This is a genomic window from Streptomyces graminofaciens (assembly GCF_030294945.1).
Lineage (GTDB): Bacteria > Actinomycetota > Actinomycetes > Streptomycetales > Streptomycetaceae > Streptomyces > Streptomyces graminofaciens.
Window position 1 is genome coordinate 609,479 of record NZ_AP018448.1, and the last position, 21,404, is coordinate 630,882.

Below are 21,404 nucleotides of genomic sequence, written 5' to 3' on the forward strand. Positions count from 1 at the left end.
GGCGGCGGGGCGGGGGCTGCCGCGCTTGCTTCGGGAGAGCCGAGACCGTTTTCTTCGGGACAGCCGCGGTCGTTTCTTCGGGAGACGCCGTGGGCGTTTCCTCAGGAGACGCCGAGGTCGTTGTCGATGAGGTCGAACAGTTCGTCGTCGCTGGTGACGTCGTAGGCCGTTCGGTCCTGACTCTCCGGGTCCGGGGCCGCGGCGCCGGTCCAGTGGAGGAGCATCGACTGCAGACGGGTGGTGACCCGGGACCGGTCGGCGGCCGGCAGGGCCACGGAGGCGAGCAGATCCTCCAGCCGGCCCAGCTCGTCCTGTACGGCCGTGAGCGGGGTGTCGGTGGTGCCGACGAGTCGGCTGCCGAGGTGCCGGGCGAGCGCGTCCGGGGTGGGATGATCGAACACCACCGCCGAGGGGAGTTTGACGCCGGTGGCGGCGCTGAGCCGGTTGCGCAGTTCGACGCCGGTCACCGAGTCCATGCCGAGTTCGCGCAGCGCGCGGTCGGCGGGGATGTCCCGGGCGTCCTCGTGGCCGAGGACGACGGCGAGGTGGTCGCACACCAACTGCAGCAGTGCGCGGGCGCGTTCGGCTGCCGACAGGGACTTCAGGCGGTCCGTGAGGGGGCGTTCGCCGACCGCTCCGGCGTCGGCCACGGAGGTCATCTCGTCGAGGATCCGCCGCACTTCGGGGATGTCGTCGAACATGCGGCTGGGCCTGGCCGCCGTGAACGCGGTGTGGAAGCGCGGCCAGTCGATGTCCGCGACCGCCATGAACGACTCGTCCAGGTCCAGCGCGCGCCGCAGTCCGTCGAGGGCCAACTCCGGTGCCATGGCGGGGATTCCGTGCCGGACGAGCAGTCCGCCGACCGGCCCTTCGGCCATGCCGCCGCCCGCCCAGGCGCCCCACGCGATGGAGGTGGCGGGCTTGCCCTCCAGCCTGCGCCGTTGGGCGAGCGCGTCCAGGAAGGCGTTGCCGGGCGCGTAGTTGCCCTGGCCGGGCAGGCCGACCGTGCCGCCGAGGGAGGAGAACAGCACGAAGGCGGAGAGGTCGAGGTGGGCGGTCAGCTCGCTCAGGTTGAGCGCACCGCCGACCTTGACCCGCAGGACGCGGTCGATCTGCTCGGGTCGGAGTGCGTCGATCGGACTGTCGTCCAGGACGGCCGCGGTGTGCACGACGACGGTCAGCGGCAGATCCTCGGGGACAGCGTCGATGACCTGCGCGAGGGCGGCCCGGTCGGAGACGTCACAGGCCACGGCGCTCGCCCGCACGCCCATCGCGTTGATCTCCTCCACGAGTCCAGCCGCGCCCGGCGCCTGAGGGCCACTGCGGCTGAGGAGCAGGACGTTCTCCACGCCCTGCCCGGCCAGCCAGCGGGCGACCTGCGCGCCCAGCGCCCCGGTGCCGCCGGTGACCAGGGCCGTTCCGTGCAGCTTCTGGGGTGCGGTGGGGGGTCCGGCCGGCGCTTCCGCCCGTACGAGGCGGCGGGCGAAGGTCCCCGAGCGCCGGATCGCCACCTGGTCCTCGCCCGAGCCCGGGGCGGCGGCCAGCACGGCGCACAGCCGGTCGGCCAGCCGCTCGTCGGCGGGACCTTCGGGTACCTCGATGCTCCCACCCCACCGGGTCGGATGCTCCAGGGAGTAGATACGCCCCATACCCCACACCGCCGATTGCCCGATCCCCGGAAGCCGGTCCCCGTCCGTCACCACGGCCGAGCCCCGGGTCACACACCACAGCGGCACGTCCAGGCCGACGTCCGCCAGTGCCTGGGCCAGCAGAATCGTCCCGGTGAGGCCGGTACCGATGGGCTGGTCCGGTTCGCCGCCGCGATCGGCCAGGGCCAGGAGGGACAGCACGCCTACGACGTCCGAGGCCCGGCCCTCCAGCGCCGACCGCACCGTGTCGGCGACCGCCGCCCGGCTGGTGTCCTCGGCGCGGATCTCGCAAGGGATCACCTCGGCGCCCGCCCGGGCGAGGGCCTGGCCGGCGGCCGACGTCCACTCGTGGTCGCCGAAGCCAGGTGGGGTGAACAGGAGCCAGGTTCCGTGTAGTTGTGGCTTCGGCGGCTCGTCGACGCGGTGCCATGCGACGCGGTAGGTGCAGGAGTCCAGGGGGGCCGGGTCTCGGCGGGGGGTGCCGCCGTGTGTGGTGGGGGTGGCGTCCAGCCAGTAGCGCTTGTGCTGGAAGCTGTAGGTCGGCAGGTCCACCTGCTGTGCGCCCGTGTTCGTGAAGAACTCGGCCCAATCCACGCCGATGCCCTGTACGTGGGCCTGGGCGAGGGAGGTGGTGAAGCGGGCCAGGCCGCCTTCGTCTCGGCGGAGGGTGCCCAGGACGACGCCCGTGTCTTCGAGGGCCTCGTCGAGTGTGTCCTGGACCGGGGGGACAAGGACCGGGTGAGGGCTGACCTCGATGAACGCGTCGAAGCCGTCCTCTGCCAGCCCCCGTACCGTCTCCTCCAGTTCCACCGTCTGACGCAGATTGCGGTACCAGTACCCGGCATCCAGACCACCGGTCTCCAGCAGACCAGCGGTCACCGTCGAGTAGAAGGGAACCTCCGCCTTCCTCATCACCACCGGCGCCAACGCGTCCAGCAACTCGGCCTGTATGTCCTCGACATGAGCCGAGTGCGAGGCATAGTCCACCGCGACCCTGCGCGCGTCGATGCCATCGGCCTCACACCGGGCCAGCAACTCCTCCAGCGCCGCCACATCACCGGACACCGTCACCGAACGAGGCCCGTTCACCGCAGCGACACCGACAGCCCCGGACCACGGCACCAGCAACAGCCGTACCGCATCCACCGGCAGCGGCACCGACACCATCCCGCCCCGACCCGACAACACATTCAGCAGACGGCTGCGCTCAGCCACCACCCGGGCACCGTCCTCCAGCGACAACACCCCAGCCACCACAGCCGCCGCGATCTCACCCTGAGAATGCCCCACCACAGCTGCCGGCTCGACACCCAACGACCGCCACAACCGGCCCAGACCCACCATCACAGCCCACAACACCGGCTGCACCACATCAACCCGCTCAAGCCCCGGCGAGCCGTCCACCCCACGCAGAACATCGACCAGCGACCAGCCCGTCAACGGCGCCAGCACCTCATCGCACGCGACGATCTGGTCCCGGAAGGTCTCGGATTCCTCCAGCAGACCCGCAGCCATCCCCACCCACTGCGACCCCTGCCCCGGGAACACGAACACAGCACGGCGAACACCACCGCTGTGGCCTCGTACGACACCTGCCGTCTCCCGACCCTCGGCCAGAGCACGGACCCCCGCCAACAATGACTCCCGGTCACTTCCGAGAACCACAGCCCGGTGATCCAGCAGCGAACGCGAAGTCGCCAGGGAGTAGCCCACATCCACAACAGCGGCTTCCTCATGCGCCACCAGCCGCTGGGCCTGGCCCCGCAACGCCGCCTCACTCCGAGCCGAGACCACCCACGGCACAACGCCCAGTACCGAGTCACCGACAACCACCGGCTCCTCGACCAGCGGCGCCTCCTCCAAGATCACATGCGCATTCGTCCCGCTGATCCCGAACGACGACACCCCCGCCCGCCGAGGCCGCTCGACCTCCGGCCACGACCGCCGCTCCCGCACCAACTCCACGGCCCCCGCCGACCAGTCCACCTCCCACGTCGGCTCATCCACATGAAGCGTCGCGGGAACCACACCCTGCCGCAGCGACAGCACCATCTTGATCACACCCGCCACACCCGCAGCCGCCTGCGCATGACCGATGTTCGACTTCAACGAGCCGAGCAGCAGAGGATGTTCGCGGTCCGGGCCGTACGCGGCGATCAGAGCCTCCGCCTCGATCGGGTCGCCCAGCCTCGTCCCCGTCCCGTGCGCCTCCACGGCGTCCACGTCACCGGGCCGCAAGCCGGCGGAAGCCAGAGCCTGGCGGATCACCCGCTGCTGCGCCGGACCGTTGGGGGCGGTGAGGCCGTTGGACGCGCCGTCCTGGTTCACCGCGGTGCCCCGTACCACCGCCAACACTCGATGCCCACGACGCCGCGCATCCGACAAACGCTCCACCACCAGGACTCCGACGCCCTCGGCCAGGCCGAATCCGTCGGCCCCGGCGCCGAACGCCTTGCAGCGGCCGTCCGCCGCCAGCCCCCGCAGACGGCTGAACTCCGTGAAGACTGCGGGACTGGACATGGCCATCACACCGCCGGCCAACGCCAGCGAGCAGTCACCGCCGCGCAGGGCCTGGACGGCGAGGTGCAGGGCGACCAGCGACGACGAGCACGCCGTGTCCACGCTCACCGCAGGGCCCTCCAGGCCAAGGGCGTACGCGACACGTCCCGAGGCGACGCTGGCCGCGTTGCCGGTGACACGGTATCCGGCGACCTCGGCGTCCTGGTCCCAGACGCGGGGGCCGTAGCCGCCGTCGCTGATGCCGGTGAACACGCCCGTCCGGCTCTCCCGCAGTGAGTCGGGGTCGATGCCGGCCCGCTCCAACGCCTCCCAGGACGTCTCCAGGAGCAGACGCTGCTGCGGATCCATCGCCAGCGCCTCGCGAGGCGAGATCCCGAAAAAGCCGGCATCGAATCCCGCTATGTCCTCGATGAAGCCGCCTTGGGCCGAGTACGTCGTCCCGGCCCGTTCCGGATCGGGGTCGTACAGTCCCGCCACGTCCCAGCCGCGGTCCGTGGGCAGTCCGGAGATCGCGTCCCCGCCCACCAGCAGCAGCTGCCACAGGTCCTCGGGGGAGGTCACGCCGCCGGGGAGTCGGCAGGCCATGCCGACGATGGCGATCGGGTCGTCGTCGGGGGCGGTGGCGGGCCGGGGTTCCGCAGTGGCCGGGAGCGGGGTGTCGCCCAGGAGTCGGGTGCGCAGGTGGGCGGCGAGGGCGGCCGGGGTGGGGTGGTCGTAGATGAGGGTGGACGGCAGTGAGAGACCGGTCGCTATGCCGAGGTCGTTGCGGAGTTCGACGGCGGTGAGCGAGTCGAAGCCCAGGTCCTTGAAGGCGCGTCCGGTGTCGACGGCGTCGGCGGCGCGATGGCCGAGCACGGCGGCGGCGCGGGCGCGGACCAGGTCGCGGAGAGTGCGGTCCTGCTCGGCGGCGGGGAGCGCGGCGAGCCGCGAGGTGAGGGAGTCGTCCGACTGGGTGTGCCCGGGGGTGTCCGGGCTCGCTGTCGTGGTCGCGCGCAGTTCGGGCAGGGCGCGCAGCAGGGCTCGGGGGCGTCCGGCGGTCATGGTCTGGCCGGGGTTGGTCCAGTCGAAATCGCCGAGGAAGAGGAAGGTTTCGTCGTGGTCGAGTGACTGCTGGAGTGCGGCGAGGGCGAGGCCGGGGTCGATGGTGCGGCCGCCGCGGCGGCGCAGGAGCCCTTCGACGGTGCTGTGCGCGGCCATGCCGTCGCCCGCCCAATGGGCCCAGGCGACGGAGAGGGCGGGGGTGCCCTCGGCGCGCAGGACGTGGGCGTAGGCGTCGAGGCGGGCGTTGCCGGGGGCGTAGTTGCCCATGCCGGCCATGCCGAGGGTGCCGGCGATGGAGGAGAACAGGACGAGAGCAGTCAGGTCGAGGTGCCGGGTGGCGTGGTGGAGGTGCTCGGCTCCGGCCGCCTTGACCCGGAGGACCGTGTCCATGTGGGCGGGGGTGAGTTCGTCCAGGACCGCGTCGTCGAGTACGGCCGCCGTGTGGAAGACGGCGGTCAGGGGCAGTTCGGCGGGGACGTTCGCCACAAGGTCCGCCACGGCGTCCCGGTCAGCCATGTCGCAGGCGGCGATGGTCACCCGGCTGCCGAGGGCGGTGAGTTCGGCGGCCAGTTCGGCGGCGCCCTCGGCCTCGGGGCCGCGGCGGTTGGTGAGCAGGAGGTGAGGGGCGTGGTTGCGGGCGAGCCAGCGGGCGGTGTGGGCCCCCAGGCCGCCGGTGCCGCCGGTGACGAGAACGGTGCCCTCGGGCCGCCAGTGGCGCGGCGGTACGCGGGTGCCGAGCGGGGCTCGGGTCAGTCGGCGGGCATACAGGCCGGTGGGACGCAGGGCGAGTTCGTCCTCGGGGGTTTCCGTGCCCTTGGCCGCCCTGTCGTTGGCCACTGTGTCTTTGGCCAGTGCGGCCGCGAGCCTGGTCCTGCTCCGCCGGTCCCAGGTATCCGGTACGTCGATCACTCCGCCCCAGGCCCGACCGTGCTCGGCGGCGGCCACCGGCGCCAGGCCCCACACCATGGCCTGCTCGGGGCTGGTCACCGGGTCGGCCAAGCCGGACGAGACGGCGCCACGGGTGACGCACCAGAGGGGCGCGGCGGTGGCGGTGTCGCCGAGGGCCTGGAGGAGGGTGACGGTATCGGCCGTGCCGGTGGGGACGTCGGGGTGCTCGGGATGGCGTCCCGTGGCGAGGGCCAGCAGGGAGATCACGCCGGTGAGTCCGGCGGCCGTGCCGGGCTCGCCCGGTCCGGCGGCGGGCGAGGCGGCCTCGGCGATCCGTGCGGCCAGGTCGGCGCGGTCGGCCACGGGTCCGGTGAGCACCAACGGGAGGGCGCGGCCCCCGTGCTCGGCCAGCGCCTCTTCGATGGCGAGACGGGCGGGGTCGGCGGTGGCCTCTGCGGGGACGACCAGCAGCCAGGTGCCGTCGAGTGCGGGGGTCTGTCGGTCGGGTACGGGCGTCCAGTCGAGGCGGTAGCGCCAGGAGTCGAGGGTGGTGCTGTCCCGGCCGCGCCGCCGCCAGGCCGACAGGGCGGTCAGCAGCGCCCCCAGTGACTCCTCCTGGGCGGGGTCGGCCAGCTCCAGGGTGCGGGTGAGAGCCGACAGGTCGCCCTGTTCCACGGCGTCCCAGAATCCGTCCGCCGAGGTGTCGGCCCGCGGTGTCGTGGGCCGGGTCCGTTCCGGCCAGAAGCGGTCGCGTTGGAAGGCGTACATCGGCAGCGGGACGCGGTGGCGGGTGCCGACGAGGGCGGCCCAGTCGGGGCGGACGCCGTGGACGTGCAGGTGGGCCAGCGCGGTCACGGCGCGGACCCGGCCGCCCTGATCCCGGCGGAGCGTGCCGACGGCGACGACGCCTTCGTGTCCGGCGGCCTCGGCGGTGGCCTCGATGCCGCCCGTGAGCACGGGGTGCGGGCTCACCTCTACGAAGACACGGTGGCCTGCGTCCAGGAGCGCGGCCACGGTCTGCTCGAAGCGGACGGGTGCGCGGAGGTTGCGGTACCAGTAGGCGGCGTCGAGCGGAGGGGCTTCGTGGCTCTGGACCGTGTCGCCCGCATCGCCCGCGTCGCCCGTGTCGACGGTGGAGTGGAAGGGGACGGTGGGCGGGCCCGGCGTGAGCGGTGCCAGTGCGTTCAGCAGCTCGTCCTCCAGCCGCTCCACCTGGGCGGAGTGCGAGGCGTAGTCCACGGGGATACGGCGGGCCCGTACGCCCTCGTCGGTCAGCTCGGCCAGCAGTTCGTCCAGGGCTTGCGACTCGCCGGACACGACGACGGATTCGGGCCCGTTGACGGCGGCGATCTGCACCCGGCCGCCCCAGGGGGCGAGCCGGTCGGTCAGGTCGGCCTCGGGCAGGGACACGGAGGCCATACCGCCCCGGCCGGCGAGGCTGCGGGCGATGGCCCGGGAGCGCAGGGCGACGACACGGGCACCGTCCTCCAGGGACAGGGCCCCGGCCACCACGGCCGCTGCGATCTCGCCCTGGGAGTGGCCCACCACCGCGGCGGGTTCGATGCCGTAGGAACGCCAGAGTGCGACGAGAGAGACCATCACCGCCCACAGCGCGGGCTGCACGACGTCGACCCGTTCCAGCAGTTCCGCGTCGGCGAGGGCCTCCCTGAGCGACCAGTCGGTGAACTCGGCCAGTGCGGTCGCGCAATCGTCGAGGGCTTGCGCGAACACCGGCTCGGAGGCGAGGAGTTCGAGTGCCATGCCGGTCCACTGGGTGCCTTGACCGGGAAAGACGAACACCGGGTGTGCCGCATCCGCGGTGACCCCGGTGGCCGGGCCGCGCACGATCGCGGGGTGCGGTCCGCCGTCGGCGAGGGCCCGCAGGCCGTCCCGCAGAGACGCCGAGTCGGAGGCGACCACGGCCGCGCGGTGGGGCAGCGCGGCGCGGGTGGTGGCGAGGGAGTACGCCAGGGCGGCCGGGTCGGGGTCCGTGGCGAGGTGGGTCAGCAGGCGGTCGGCTTGGGCGCGCAGGGCCTGCGGGGTGCGGGCGGAGAGGACGTACGGGAGGGGGCCGGGGCGGTGATCGATCGGCTCGTCGGAGAGGTCCGCCGGAGCCGCTTCCGGGACCGGAGCATCCTCCAGGGCCTGAGCTCTCTCCGGAACCGGCGCCTCCTCCAGGATCACGTGCGCGTTGGTGCCGCTCACGCCGAACGACGAGACGCCCGCCCGCCGCGGCCGGTCGGCGGCCCGCGGCCATGGCACGGGGGCGACGGCAGGCCGGAGTGGCCCGTTCTGCCAGTCGATGTACGGGGTGGGTTCGTCGGCGTGCAGGGTGCGTGGGATGAGTTCGTGGCGTAGGGCCAGCACCGTCTTGACGACGCCGGTGACTCCGGCGGCGGCCTGGGTGTGGCCGAGGTTGGACTTGACCGAGCCCAGCCAGAGGGGACGGTCCTGCGGCCGGGGTCCGGCGTAGGCGGCGGCGAGGGCCTGGCCCTCGATGGGGTCACCGAGGCGGGTTCCGGTGCCGTGGGCCTCGATGGCGTCCACGTCGGCGGGTGCAAGCCGGGCGTCGGTGAGGGCGTCGCGGATGACGCGCTGCTGGGCGGGGCCGTTGGGGGCGGTGAGGCCGTTGGAGGCGCCGTCCTGGTTGATCGCCGAGCCACGGATCACTGCCAGGACCTGGTGTCCGGCGACGCGGGCGGCCGAGAGCCGCTCCAGCAGGACCAGGCCGACGCCCTCGGCGAGGCCGAAACCGTCGGCGTGGGCGGAGAACGCCTTGCAGCGGCCATCGGCGGAGAGCGCGCCCTGCCGGGAGAACTCCTCGAACATGCCGAGCCCCGACATGACCGTCACCCCACCGGCGACGGCGAGTTCGCACTCCCCGGAGCGCAGGGCGCGTACCGCGAGGTGGAGAGCGACGAGGGAGGAGGAGCATGCGGTGTCGACGGTGACGGCGGGGCCCTCGAAGCCATAGAGGTAGGCGAGTCGGCCGGAGAGGACGCTGCCGGTGTTGCCGGTGAAGACATAGCCGCCGGTCTCGGAGCTGTCGTCGAGTTGGGGACCGTAGTCCATGGCCATGGCGCCGATGAAGACGCCGGTGCGGCTGCCGCGCAGGGGCCCCGGGTCGACGCCGGCGTCCTCGAAGGTCTCCCAGGAGGTCTCCAGGAGGAGGCGTTGCTGCGGGTCCATGGCGAGGGCCTCGCGGGGGTTCACGCCGAAGAAGGCGGCGTCGAAGAGCGGAGCGTCGTACAGGAAGCCCGCCTCGCCCTGGTGGACGCGGCCTCCGGCGCCGGGCCGGTGCTCGCCGGTGAGGTCCCAGCCCCGGTCGGTGGGGAAGGCGGTAACGGCGTCGGTTCCCGCCGTGAGTGTCTGCCACAGGGCGTCGGGGCCGGTGATGCCGCCGGGCAGTCGGCAGCCGATGCCGACGATGACCACGGGGTCCTCGGCGTCCGACGGGTCACCTGTCGCGGGGGCCGGGGCGGGCTCGGTGGGCGGGGACAGTAGGGCGGTGCGCAGGTGGGCGGCGAGGGCGGCTGGGGTGGGGTGGTCGAAGGCCAAGGTGACGGGGAGGGTGGTGTCGAGGGCGGCGCAGAGCCGGTTGCGCAGGGTCAGCGCGCTCGCCGAGTCGATGCCGCAGTCGCGGAAGGTCCGGTCCGCGACCACGGCGTCGGTGGCGGGCAGGTCGAGGGCGAAGGCCGTCTGACGGCGGACCAGGTCCTCCAGTAGGGCGTGTTGCGCGGCGGCGGTGAGGGTGGTCAGCCGGTCGATGAGGGCGGGTCGGGCGTCGGCCGAGGCCACAGCGGGCTCTTCCGGACGGGGGCCGGGCAGCGCCACGAGTGATCCGGGACGGCGGCCGTACAGCACGGTCCAGTCCGGGGTGACGCCGTCGACGTACAGCTCCCCCAGGGTGCGCAGCACGCGCTCGGCGCCCGCGTCGCCGCGCCGCACGGAGCCCCGGGTGACGGCGGGCGCGCCGGTGGCCTCGATGGTGGACTGCATGGCGGCGGTGAGCACCGGATGCGGGCTGACCTCCAGCAGGACCCGGGCGCCGGTGGCCAGGACCGCTCGGGTGCCCTGCTCGAACAGGACGGTGCTGCGCAGGTTGCGGCACCAGTAGTCGGCGTCGAGCGGTACGTCCGGGGCGAGCAGTCGGCCTTCGAGGGCGGAGCAGAACGGCAGCCGGGCCGGGCGGGGGCGCAGCGCGGCCAGGTCGTTGCGCATGCGGGGGGTGATGCGGTCGATGTGGGCTGAGTGCGCGGCGAGGCCCACGGCGATCAGTCGGGCCTGGAGGCCGTCGTCGAGGAGTTCGCGGTGCAGGGCGTGGACGGCGTCGGTGTCGCCCGAGATGGTGACCGAGGCGGGGCCGTTGAGCCCGGCGACGTCGAGCCGGCCGGCGTACCGGTCGTGGCTGAGCCGGGACAGGACGGCCTCGGCGGGCGCGAGCACCGACAGCATCTCGCCCTGGCCGGACAGTTCGGCCTGGGCACGGCTCCAGTGGGCGATCACCCGGGCGCCGTCATCCAGGGTGAGCGCGTCGGCGACCACGGCCGCGACGACCTCGCCCATGCTGTGGCCCAGCACGGCCGCGGGTTCGGTGCCGTACGACTGCCAGAGGGCGGCCAGCGAGAGCATCACCGCCCACAGCGCCGGCTGGGCGACCTCGGGGCGGTCGAGCAGGGCGGTGTCGGGGGTGCCGAGCAGGGTGTCGGCGAGCGGCCAGCCGTCGACGTACGGTTCGAGGGCCTGGACGCACTCGTCCATACGGGCCCGGAACGCGGGCGCGGCGCCGTAGAGCGCGCTCGCCATGCCGGGCCACTGGGGGCCTTGACCGGGGAAGACGAACACCGGGCCGTCCGCTGCTCCCTGTCCGTCGCCGACCGGGGTGCCCACGGTCACGCCGGTGCCGTCACGGCCTTCGGCGAGGTCGGTGAGGCGGGCGAGGAGCGTGGCGTGGTCGGCGGCGAGGAGGGCCGCGCGATGGACGGCGGAGGGTGTGTGCGCCAGGGTGGCCGCCACTTCGGTGAGGCTCCACTCCGGGTGCGCGGCGAGGGTGTCCCGCAGCCGGCCCGCGTACGTCCGGAGGGACGCCGCGCTGTCCGCCGACAGCACCAACGGCACGGTCGCCGGCGCGGGTTCGGGGCGGGGGCTGCTGGTCATCGTCCACCTCGTCCTGTCGCATGTACGCGGTGAGAGGGCACCGGGGGCTGCCGCCGGTCCCGTGCTCCGAAGAGGTCGGCTCGCGCCTGCCGGACCTGGGCCCCAGCACAACAGGGGCGGGCGCGCCGCGGCTTGCGTCCCGGTCGCAGATTTCCGCGCCCCGGTGGGCACACGGTGCCTACCGGGGCGTTGGCCGGGCGGGTTCGCGGGCCGGCCGGGGTTCGCAGGCCGACTGAGTCAGGTGATCCAGGTGACGCTGGGCCGTACGCCCCACAGGGCGAGGCTGTAGTCCTCGAGGATGATCGGCTGGTTGAGGGCGGTGTGGCGGCTGCCGATGGCCAGGTCCCGCCAGTAGCGCTGGAGGGGGTCGGACAGCCGGAAGCTGCTCGCGCCGTTGACGTCGAGCAACTTCTCCACGCCTTGGCGAGCGTGTTGCAGCGCGGACGCCATGTGCATCCTGATCTCCGCGCGCTCCACCCAGGGCGTCGGCTCGTCGTGCGCGCGGCCGTCCAGTCGTTCGGCGGCGTGCCTCATGTGCAGGACGGCGCTGTCGACGAGGTGCTTGGCCTCGGCGTAACGCATCCGCATCACCGGGGAGTCGGTGACGGATTCGTAGGGGGTCGTGCTGATCGGCCGTTTCTTCCGGGTGAGCGCCTCGGTGACGACGTCCAGGGCGCCCCGGGCGGCGCCCACGACGGACGACAGCGACAGCAGGCTGCCCGCGGTGACGTCGCTGGGCCGCTGGTCCTCGTCGCGCAGCAGGTCCGCGATGGCGTTGGTCACGGTCCGGTACTCGGGGATGAAGAGGTCCTCGACGACGATGGTCTGGGTGCCCGTGCCGGACATGCCGCTGACCTGCCAGGTCCGTTCGATGGTGACGTCGCTCGTCGGCGCGACGGCGTTCACGGCGGCGACGAGGTTCTGCTCCTCGTCGAAGACGGGGACGCCGAGGAACACCACCCACTCGGAGATCTCGCACCCCGAACTCCACGGGAAGCGGCCGGAGATGAGGGTGCCGTCGTCCGTCTTGCGCGCGGTCGAGCCGGAGAGGCTGTTGGTGGACAGGACGAGCGTGTCGGGGTCGTCCTTGAACATGTACGCGCGCGCCTGCTCATTCACCTGCCAGGCGAAGTCGGCCGAGGCCGCGTCGTTGGCGAGAATCCAGCCGGTCGACGGGCACCCCCGGCCGACCTCCGAGATGATCTCCACGAGCGTCGGCAGGCCCAGCTCCAGACCGCCGAACTCGGCCGGTTTGGTCAGCCGGAACAGTCCGGCCTCACGCAGGGCCCGGATGTTCTCGGGCACGGGGTTGCCGTCGCGTTCCGTACGCTCGGCGTTGGCCCGCAGCAGCGGGATCAACTCTCGTGCGGCGGCGATGAGTTCGGGGTCGGTCACCGGTTTCTCGGTGACGGTGTCGGCGGTCACGGATCTCCTCCTGGGTGCCGGGGCGTGCTGAGTCGGTCGCGCGTCACGGGGACGACGGGCCGTCGGGTCGGGAGTGCGCCGGGGTCTGACTGACGACTCCCGTGGTCGCCCGGAGGGCGGCCTCGCCGCGAGAGTGCGTGTATGGCGTCGCGAGACGCACGGGAATGGTCGGACAGATCCCGGCTTCGGCTTACGAGGAGACCGGGCCGTCGGGCAGCGTGAAGCCGTGCCGATCCGCCAGGTCCGCCATCGCCCGGGCGTGCCGGGCGGTGAGGACGGAACCCGGGTGCCCCGGACGCGCGTCCGTGAGGGCGAGAGCGGCGGTCTCGGCCACTCCCGCGGGCACCAGCCCCTCACCGACCGCGCCCCGGATGCCCATGGGCAGGCTCTCGCCGTTGGGCGTGGCCAGGAGGTCGCCGCGTAGCCAGGTCACGTCGACGCGCGCGGGCCGGGACCCGGCCGCGGGGATTCCGGTCTCGCAGACCACCGCGCCCTCGCGCAACTGCGCGTGGCACGCGGGAGGCAGCGGTCCGGCGGTCGCGGACAGGACCGCGTGGGCTTGCCGGAGTGCCGTGGGGTCCTCGGTGACGTGTACCCAGAAGTCGTCGCCATGGCGTTCGTCGACGTACGCGGCGATGAGGTCGCCGCTGGGTTCGTCGCCGGGGCGGCCGTCGCGGAGCCAACCGTCGATCAGGGGTTCCTTGGCGAGCAGGGCCGGGACGCCCCGAAGCTCGCCGCCTTCCGCGATACGCGACCACAGCTCCTGGTAGATCCGGGTGCGCGCCCCGGTGACGTCGTCTGTGACGAGGACGACCTGGGAGAAGGTGTCGGCGCCGAGTGCCGCGCAGACGGGGCCCAGATGGGTGTCGTCGGTGACCACGGCCAGGGTGAGCGGGTCGAGTTCGCCCAGCCGGGCCGCTGCCGCGCGTTCCAGGGTCCGTACGGCGGTTGCGGCCAGGAGGGCCCCGCCGCCGGTGAGGACCGTCCGGGGCACCCGCAGGACGCTCCCCTCACCCGTGGCGGACGCCGTGCAGGGGTCGAGCCCTGCGGTCCCGCAGCCGTCGCCGACGGCCGTACGGACTCGGGCGTCGAGGTCGGCGAGGACACGGTCGCGGTCTCCCGCACCGATCCGCTCGGCGGTCCGCTCCCGGGTCGCGAGAAGGGGGTAGAGGGTGAGGTCGACAGCCGTGCCCGTGGGCGAGGTGATCCGGACCGGCGGGAGGGGCGGCATATCGGTGGCGAACGACTCCTGGCGCCGGCAGTAGTCGGCGAGCCGCTCGTCGCTCAGGCCGTCCAGCGAGGGGTCGCGCTCGCGCAGGGCGGCGGCGGACGGCAGGCAGCTGATGAAGGCGGCTTTGCGTACGGCGGATTCGGTGCCCTCGGTCCCGACGCCGGCGCTTTTGGTGTCCCCCTCGCCGACCGCAGACTCTTCGGCACCGTTCCGGAAGTCCCGGACGGTGTGCTGCGTGGCCCTGCCCGTGGCGGTCGCGGCCTCGATGAGGGGCCGGGCGTCCCCGTTGCGCAGGATGAGGCAGAGGTCCCGGACGCCCGCCTCCAGTTGGGCGATCTCCTGGTCGCTGATGTGGACGGAGGGTTCGATGCGCAGCACGTTCAGGTCGCTTCCGGTGGGGACGACCCGGACGCCGTGGGCGCGCAGCAGGTAGCCGGCCGACAGGAAGCTGAGCAGTCCGCCCCGGGACTTCTCGCGGATGGTGGTGGACGGGGAGTCGTTCCGCGGGGCGAACTCGACGCCGATGAGGAGTCCGGTGCCGCGTATCTCCCGCAGGACGTCCGGGAAGTCGGCGGCGACACCGCGCAGGGCGTCGGTGATGCGGGCGCCGCGTTCACGGGCCAGCCGGTAGACGCGCCCGTCGTCCGCTTCGAGGAGTCGCAGCGTGCTGAGCGCGATCTCGGTGGAGAAGCCGTCCTTGGCGAAGGTGGAGCTGTGCATCAGGTCGAACACCGGCCGGTACCGGGAGCTCCGGATCAGGGTGGCGGAGACCTTGGCGACACCACCGCCGAGCGACTTGCCCAGCAGGAGGTAGTCGGGCGGGAAACCGTGGTGGGAGGCGGCGAGGAAGGCACCCGTGCGACCCATGCCGGTCTGGATCTCGTCGACGACGACCGGGCAGCCGGCGCCCTCGCAGATCAGCTTGAGCCCGCTCAGGAGGTCCTCGGGCAGGACGTGGATACCGCCCTCGCCCTGTACCGGTTCGAGGAGGAACCCGCCGAAGACGGGGAAGTCGCGGGTCACGACGCGTACGCGGCCGTCGGTGACGGTGACGTCGAGAGCGGTGGCGCGCTTCTCGTCCACGAGGTGCTGGAGCACATCCAGCCGGTTCGGGGGAACAAAGACGGCTTCGAAGCCGAGAGCGGCGAACGGGACGCGGACGGCCGGGCTGTGGGACACCTGCACACTGCCGACGAGCTTGCCGTGGAAGCCGCCTTCCAAGGCGAAATAGACGGGGCTCTGTGCCGCGAGGGCGGCGTTGTGCGCGGTCAGCTCTCCGAGGAGCCGCTCGAACTCCACGGCGTCGGTGGGCAGTTGGATCCCGTCGGGCAGTGCGGAAGGGTCATCGGGGAGTGTGGCCCTGCCGTCCTTGACCGCTGCAAGCGCCTGCGACGCGTTCCAGTCCAGCGCCTGGAAGAGTTCCGACACCCGCATGAGCCGGTCGAGTTCGGCGTGCTTGAGGGCGATCTCGACGGCCTCGGCACCGCTGTTGCCGTAGACGATCCGATAGTCCTCGGTGTCCGGGAACTCCCGCTGGATGATCTTGTTCAGCAGCTGCCCGACCTGGTCGGCGGTGTCGTTCCGGGACAGCTGTATGTGCACCGGCGCCTGGGTGTCGAGGAGTTCTTGGACGCGGGCGCGGATCTCCGGGGGGTTGTGGCCGAGGATCAGCGAGCCGAAGCCGCCGACCAGGTCGAGGACCGGTACCTCCGCGCCGTCGCCGTCCCGGTAGAAGAGGGTGTTCCGTTCGGCCCGTACGTAGGGGACGTCCATGCCGAAGGAGGCGAGCAGGTCCATCAGGTGGGACTCGGCGTAGTGGGCGGCTTGGGGCATGAGAACTCCTCGGAGGGGGTTGACGGCGGGCCGGAGGGGACCGGAGTCGTCCAGAGGTGCTGGGGGCGGTCAGTTCGCGGAGCGGCCGAACTCCTGGTCGATGAGCCGGAGGACTTCCTCTTCGGTGGCTTCGCCGATCCGGTCGACGAGGTCGGTCGCGGCACCGGCGGACGGGCCGACGGCCCGGTGCCAGCGGCTCAGCAGAGCGGTGACACGTGCGGTGATCGTCGAGGGCACGTCGCCCGCCGGGCCCGCGAGGGCGGTCAGGGCCTCGTCCAGGCGTTCCAGGTCGGCGAGTACGGAGCCTTCGGTGGCCGGGGGCCCCTGTGCAGCGGGGGTCGCCTCGGCGTCCTCCTTCAGCCGGCCGCCCTCGGCCAGCCGGTCCAGGAGATGGTCGAGCAGTACGTCGGGCGAGGGGTACTCGAACACCAGCGTGGTCGGCAGGGACAGTGCGGTCTCCTCGACCAGCCGGTTGCGCAGCCGTACCGCCGCCAGCGAGTCGAACCCGGCGTCCTTGAACGACGCGCCCCACTCGATGCCGTCCGGACCGGCATGGCCCAGCACCCGCGCCACCTCGCGGCGCACCAGGTCGCGCAGGAGCAGCCTGGCCTCGGCCCGGCTCATCCCCGTCCAGCGGTCCGGCCGCAGCGCAGGAGCGAGTGCGGGGGCGGCGGTCCTGCGGACGACGGCGGCCCGTGGCACCACGTCCCGGACCAGGTTCAGGACCTGGCCGGGGGTGCGCAGCGGGGCGGGCAGGTCAAGGTCGACGGCCACGAGCGCGGTGTGCCCGGTGGACAGCGCGGTGTCGAACAGGGCCGGGAGGCGGTCGGGGTGGAGCGGGCGTGGCCAGGACCCGGGCGGGGTCTCGTCGTGCTCACCCGCCTCTCCCCCGGCCAGGGGCCCGCAGGCCAGCGACACGGTCGGCAGGGCCTGTGCCCGGCGACGGTTGGCCAGCGCCTCCAATGAGGCGCTCGCCGCCGCCTCCGGGGCCCGGCCCGCCGTGCCGAGTACGCCTGCCGCTGAGCTGGCCAGGGCGAAGAGACGTATGTTCGGGTCGCCGTCGGTCAGTTCGTGCAGGTGCCAGGCGGCTGCGACCGAAGAGCGGAGCGCGTCGGAGAGGGCCGGCCGGGCGAGATCGGTGAACGGTTCGTCGGATCCGGCCCCTGTTTCGGCCTCCACGACGTGCACCACTCCGCACAGCGGGTGTTCGTCGGGGATGCTCGCTAGCAGTGCGGCCAGTGCGTCTCGGTCGGACGGCACCGGGCGGGCCTCGGCTCCCAGTTCCACGAGTTCGTCCCGGAGCCGGGTCGCTTCGGGTGCAGCAGTGCTCTCGGGCACGGCCAGGATCAGGCGGCGGGCGCCGTGACGGGTGAGCAGATGCCGGGCGAGCGCGGCGCTCAGCGGGCCGGTGGCGCCGGTGAGCAGGACCGTTCCCGCGAGATCCAGGAGTGGGTCGACCGGGTGCACGGCTGCCCTCTCCGGGCATGCCTCGGACGATCCGACGCCGGCCGCTCGAACAAGCCGAGGCACGAGCATGACCCCACCACGCACCGCCACCTGCGACAACCCCGAACCCAGCACCGACGGCAGGGCCGCGATCGACGCCGAATCCGGCTCCGGGTCCAGATCGACAAGGACGATCCGCCCGGGATGCTCACGCTGTGCCGTCCGCACCAGCCCCCACACCGCCGCACCGGCCGGATCCGCAGCATCCTCGTCGCCGCGGCCGGTCGACACCGCGCCCCGCGTCACGAACACCAGCCGGTTGTCGGGCAGGTCGTCCCGCGACAGCCATTCCCGGGCCCGGTCCAGTGCCTCCGCCGCGGCAGAACCCACCGCGTCAAGCGCCCAGTCGTGGGGATCTCCGGCCGGAGCACACGCCTCCGCGATCAGGAAGTCCCACGGCGTGTACGAGGCCGCCGCCTCCTCCAGGTCCGCGAACCGCAACTCCGCCACGTCGTCCAGCCCACCGAACGTGTCGCCGAGCAGCGCCAGTTCGCCCACGGGCTCCCCGTCGGAGGTCTCCGCCTCTACAGGCGGTGCCCACTCCAGGCGGAACAGCACATCGCCCGCACCGGACGCGGGCACGGCTTCGACGGACAATTCGACGAGTCGTACGGCACGTGCGGCGACGACCGCCCGGCCCGACGCGTCGGCCGCTTCGAGGGCGAAGGTGTCGGGGCCTGTGGCGGTCAGCCGGACCCGCAGTGAACCGGCGCCGGACGCGTACAGGCTCACCCCGTGCCAGGCGAGCGGCGAGCGGGCGACGCCGTCCGCCGCCGACGCGGCGAGCAGGGGGTGCAGCGCCGCGTCGAGCAGGGCCGGGTGGATGCCGTAGCCGACGGCCTCGTCGTGCGTTCCGTCCGGTAGCGCGACCTCGGCGTACACCTCGTCGCCCAGTCGCCACACCGCCTCGAGTCCTCGGTGCAGCGGGCCGTACGTGTATCCGGCGGCGGCCAGTTGCTCGTACACACCGGTCACCTCGACCGGTTCGGCTCCGGTCGGGGGCCAGACGCGCGCCCATCCACACTCCGGCGGCTCCTGCGCGGGTCGCAGTGTGCCGGCGGCGTGGCAGACCCAGTCGGCACCCCACCGTGCGCGGGCATGGACGCGCACCGGGCGTCGGCCGTCCTCCTCCGGGCCGCCGACGACCACTTGGATCCGCACGCCGTCCCGCTCGGGCACCACCAGCGGTGCGGTCACGACCAGTTCGTCCAGTTCGGGGCAGCCGACCTCGTCGCCGGCCCGCATCGCCAGCTCCACGAGGGCCGCCCCCGACAGCACGGGCACGCCCGCCGCCGCATGACCGGCCAGCCAGGGGTGGGTACGCAGGGACAGCCGCCCCGTGCAGACGGCCAGATCACCGTCCGCCACCTCGACCACCGCGCCGAGCAGCGGATGCCGGGCGTCGCTCAGTCCGGCCGCGCCGACATCGGCGGTGACGGTACGCCGCTGCCGGTAGGGCCTGCGCTCGAAGGCGTACGTCGGCAACGACACTCGGCGAGCGCCCGTACCGTCGAACAGTGCGGGCCAGCGGACGTCCGCGCCCGAGGCGAACAGTTCCGCCAGCGCCGTCACGGCGGCCCCGACCCGGGATCCTCGTCGAGCGTGTTGCAGCGCCACGACGTACGGCGGCCCGTCCGTACCCACCGCGGCGGATGCGTCGCTCCCCGGGCCGATCTCCAAGAGCCTTGCCGTCCCCTGCTCCAGCAGCCGGGCCGGATCCGGAGCGGGGTGACCCGACTCGGGCGCGTGCTCGGCCCAGTGGTCCGGCGAGCACAGCCGCTCGACCGGCACGGGGAGGCCCGTCGCCGGGGACAGCACGGGAACGGCAGGGGGCCGCAGGGCCTCCGCCGTCACCTTGAAAGGTGTCGAGGTCACCCGGGCCGCGATCACACGGCAGGCCTCGGCCAGGGACAGCACGCCCGCCGCGTGGGCGGCTACCACCTCGCCCGTCCCGTGGCCGGTCACGTGCTTCGGTACGACGCCCCAGGATCGGACGACCAGGCGGTACAGGGCGACCTCGGCCGCGAACAGGGCAGGCTCACGCAGGAGTTCGTGGTCGTCACCCCCGTCCAGGACCGCCTGGAGCAGCGGCTGCGGCAGCAGCGCGTCGAACTCCGCGCACACCTCGTCGAGCGCCTCGGCGAAAGCGGGGAACGTGTCGTAGAGCTCCCGGCCCATGCCGATGCCGGTCCCCCGGGAGGAGAACAGGAACGTCGTACCGCCGCCTCCGGCGACACCCGTCAGGATGCCGGGGCCGTCCTGGCCATGCACTTCGCCATCGGCGAGGCCGCGCAGCCCAGCGAGTAGGCCTGCGCGGTCCCCGGCCGTCACCACCGCGCGGTGCTCGAACAGCGAGCGGCCGGTGACCAGGGAGTACGCGATGTCGTACGGGTCGGCCGCGATGTCCGACTCCGCGTGGGACAGCAACCGGGCGGCCTGGCGGCGCAGTGCTGCGGACGTCTTCGCGGTGACGACCCAGGGCACCACGGGCCAAGCCGCCTCGGCGACGGACGGAGGCCGTGCAACGTCCGGGGTCTGTACGGGGATGTCCCGGTCCTGCTCAGTGATATCGGGGGCCTGTTCGAGGATGACGTGGGCGTTGGTGCCGCTGATCCCGAAGGACGACACGGCTGCGCGGCGGGGCCGGTCCGACTCCGGCCACGTGCGTGCTCCACTGAGGAGTGCGACGCCGCCGGTCTCCCAGTCCACCTCGGGGGTGGGTTGGCCGACGTGGAGGGTCGGCGGCAGAGTGCCGTGCCGCAGGGCCATCACCGTCTTGATGACACCGGCGACTCCGGCCGCTGCCTGGGCGTGCCCGATGTTCGACTTCAACGAACCGAGCAGCAGAGGCTGTCGCGGATCCCGACCCTTGCCGTAGGTGGCGAGCAGGGCACGCGCCTCGATCGGGTCGCCCAGTGGTGTCCCTGTACCGTGCGCCTCGACGGCGTGGACGTCGGCCGGGGAGAGTCCCGCGTCGGCCAGCGCCCGCCGGATCACCCGCTGTTGAGCCAGGCCGTTGGGTGCGGTGAGGCCGTTGGAGGCGCCGTCCTGGTTCACGGCCGAGCCGCGCACGAAGGCCAGCACCTGGTGGCCTCGGCGGCGGGCCTGCGAGAGCCGTTCCAGTACGACCAAGCCGACGCCCTCGGCCGGTCCGATGCCGTCGGCTTCGACGGAGAACGCCTTGCAGCGCGCGTCCGGGGCCAGGACTTCCATCCGGCCGAACTCGGTGAAGACGGCGGGCGAGTTCATCACGTTGACGCCGCCGGCGAGCGCCAGCTCGCAGTCGCCGGCGCGCAGTGCCCGTACCGCGAGGTGCAGTGCCACGAGCGAGGACGAGCACGCGGTGTCGACGGTGACGGCGGGCCCTTCCAGGCCGAGGGTGTAGGCGATCCGGCCGGAGGCGACGCTTCCGGCGTTGCCGGTGAGTCGGTAGTTCTCGCTGTCGTCCGCGCCTTCGGGGGTGTCCGGCAGGTCGTGGCCCTGCGGGATGAGGCCCACGTACACACCCGTCTCGCTGCCGTGCAGGGAGCGTGGATCGATCCCGCCCTGTTCGAGGGCCTCCCAGGACACCTCCAGGAGCATGCGCTGCTGGGGGTCCATGGCGGACGCCTCGCGCGGTGAGATGCCGAAGAACGCGGCGTCGAAGTCGTGGGCGCCGGTGAGAAATCCGCCGCGGGCGGTGCGGTGGCGGTGGAGGTCCCAGTCACGCTCGTCGGGAATGGCGGAGGTGGCGTCCTTGCCCGCGAGCGCCAGGTCCCAGAGGTCGTCCGGGGAGAGCACGTCTCCCGGATAACGGCAGGCCATGCCGACGATGGCGATCGGGTCATGCGCGTCAGCCTCGAACTCGCGCAACCGCTCCCGGGTTTCCTGGAGTTCCGCGACGGCGCGTTTGAGGTAACCGCGGAGCTTGTCGTCGTCCTGCATTGACCGGCCTCCGTCGCGCGTCGCGAATTCGGGAACCTCGGGTGGGAACCCCGGGGCTTCCAGGGCCTCGGGGTCTCCTCGGTGAGGCCCTCAGCCGAGCGATCAGTAAACCCGCGGGGAGCGCCGCCTCCTTGCGCCCGAGTCACGAACGCCGGTGGACGTATTGCACCCCGGGCCCAAGGCTCCGGGCTCCGTCGTCCACCAGACTCGCGCCGTCGCAGAAGGCGCTG

4 protein-coding genes are annotated in these 21,404 nt (G+C 73.0%); all 4 read right to left on the reverse strand.

All coding sequences use genetic code 11. The features are described 5' to 3' along the window. Positions 1-101: 101 nt before the first annotated feature. The gene (locus SGFS_RS02655) at positions 102-11,255 is read right to left on the reverse strand and encodes a type I polyketide synthase (RefSeq protein ID WP_286247289.1); all 11,154 of its coding nucleotides are present in this window, start codon (positions 11,253-11,255) and stop codon (positions 102-104) included. A 237-nt stretch (positions 11,256-11,492) separates the two neighbouring features. Beyond that, positions 11,493-12,680, reverse strand: coding sequence for an acyl-CoA dehydrogenase family protein (locus tag SGFS_RS02660; protein ID WP_286247291.1), 1,188 nt, complete (start codon positions 12,678-12,680; stop codon positions 11,493-11,495). A 190-nt stretch (positions 12,681-12,870) separates the two neighbouring features. Continuing rightward, a complete protein-coding gene (locus tag SGFS_RS02665) occupies positions 12,871-15,744 on the reverse strand; it encodes an aminotransferase class III-fold pyridoxal phosphate-dependent enzyme (RefSeq protein ID WP_286247292.1) in 2,874 nt (957 codons plus the stop codon). 69 nt (positions 15,745-15,813) lie between these two features. Further along, positions 15,814-21,174, reverse strand: a complete 5,361-nt coding sequence (locus tag SGFS_RS02670) for a type I polyketide synthase (protein WP_286247293.1) — start codon at positions 21,172-21,174, stop codon at positions 15,814-15,816. Between the last annotated feature and the right edge of the window lie 230 nt (positions 21,175-21,404).

Excerpts from the sequence above, each read along its gene's own strand:
- SGFS_RS02655 (WP_286247289.1), bottom strand. The coding sequence starts at position 11,255 with ATGACCAGCAGCCCCCGCCCCGAACCCGCGCCGGCGACCGTGCCGTTG.
- SGFS_RS02665 (WP_286247292.1), bottom strand. The coding sequence starts at position 15,744 with ATGCCCCAAGCCGCCCACTACGCCGAGTCCCACCTGATGGACCTGCTC.
- SGFS_RS02670 (WP_286247293.1), bottom strand. The coding sequence starts at position 21,174 with ATGCAGGACGACGACAAGCTCCGCGGTTACCTCAAACGCGCCGTCGCG.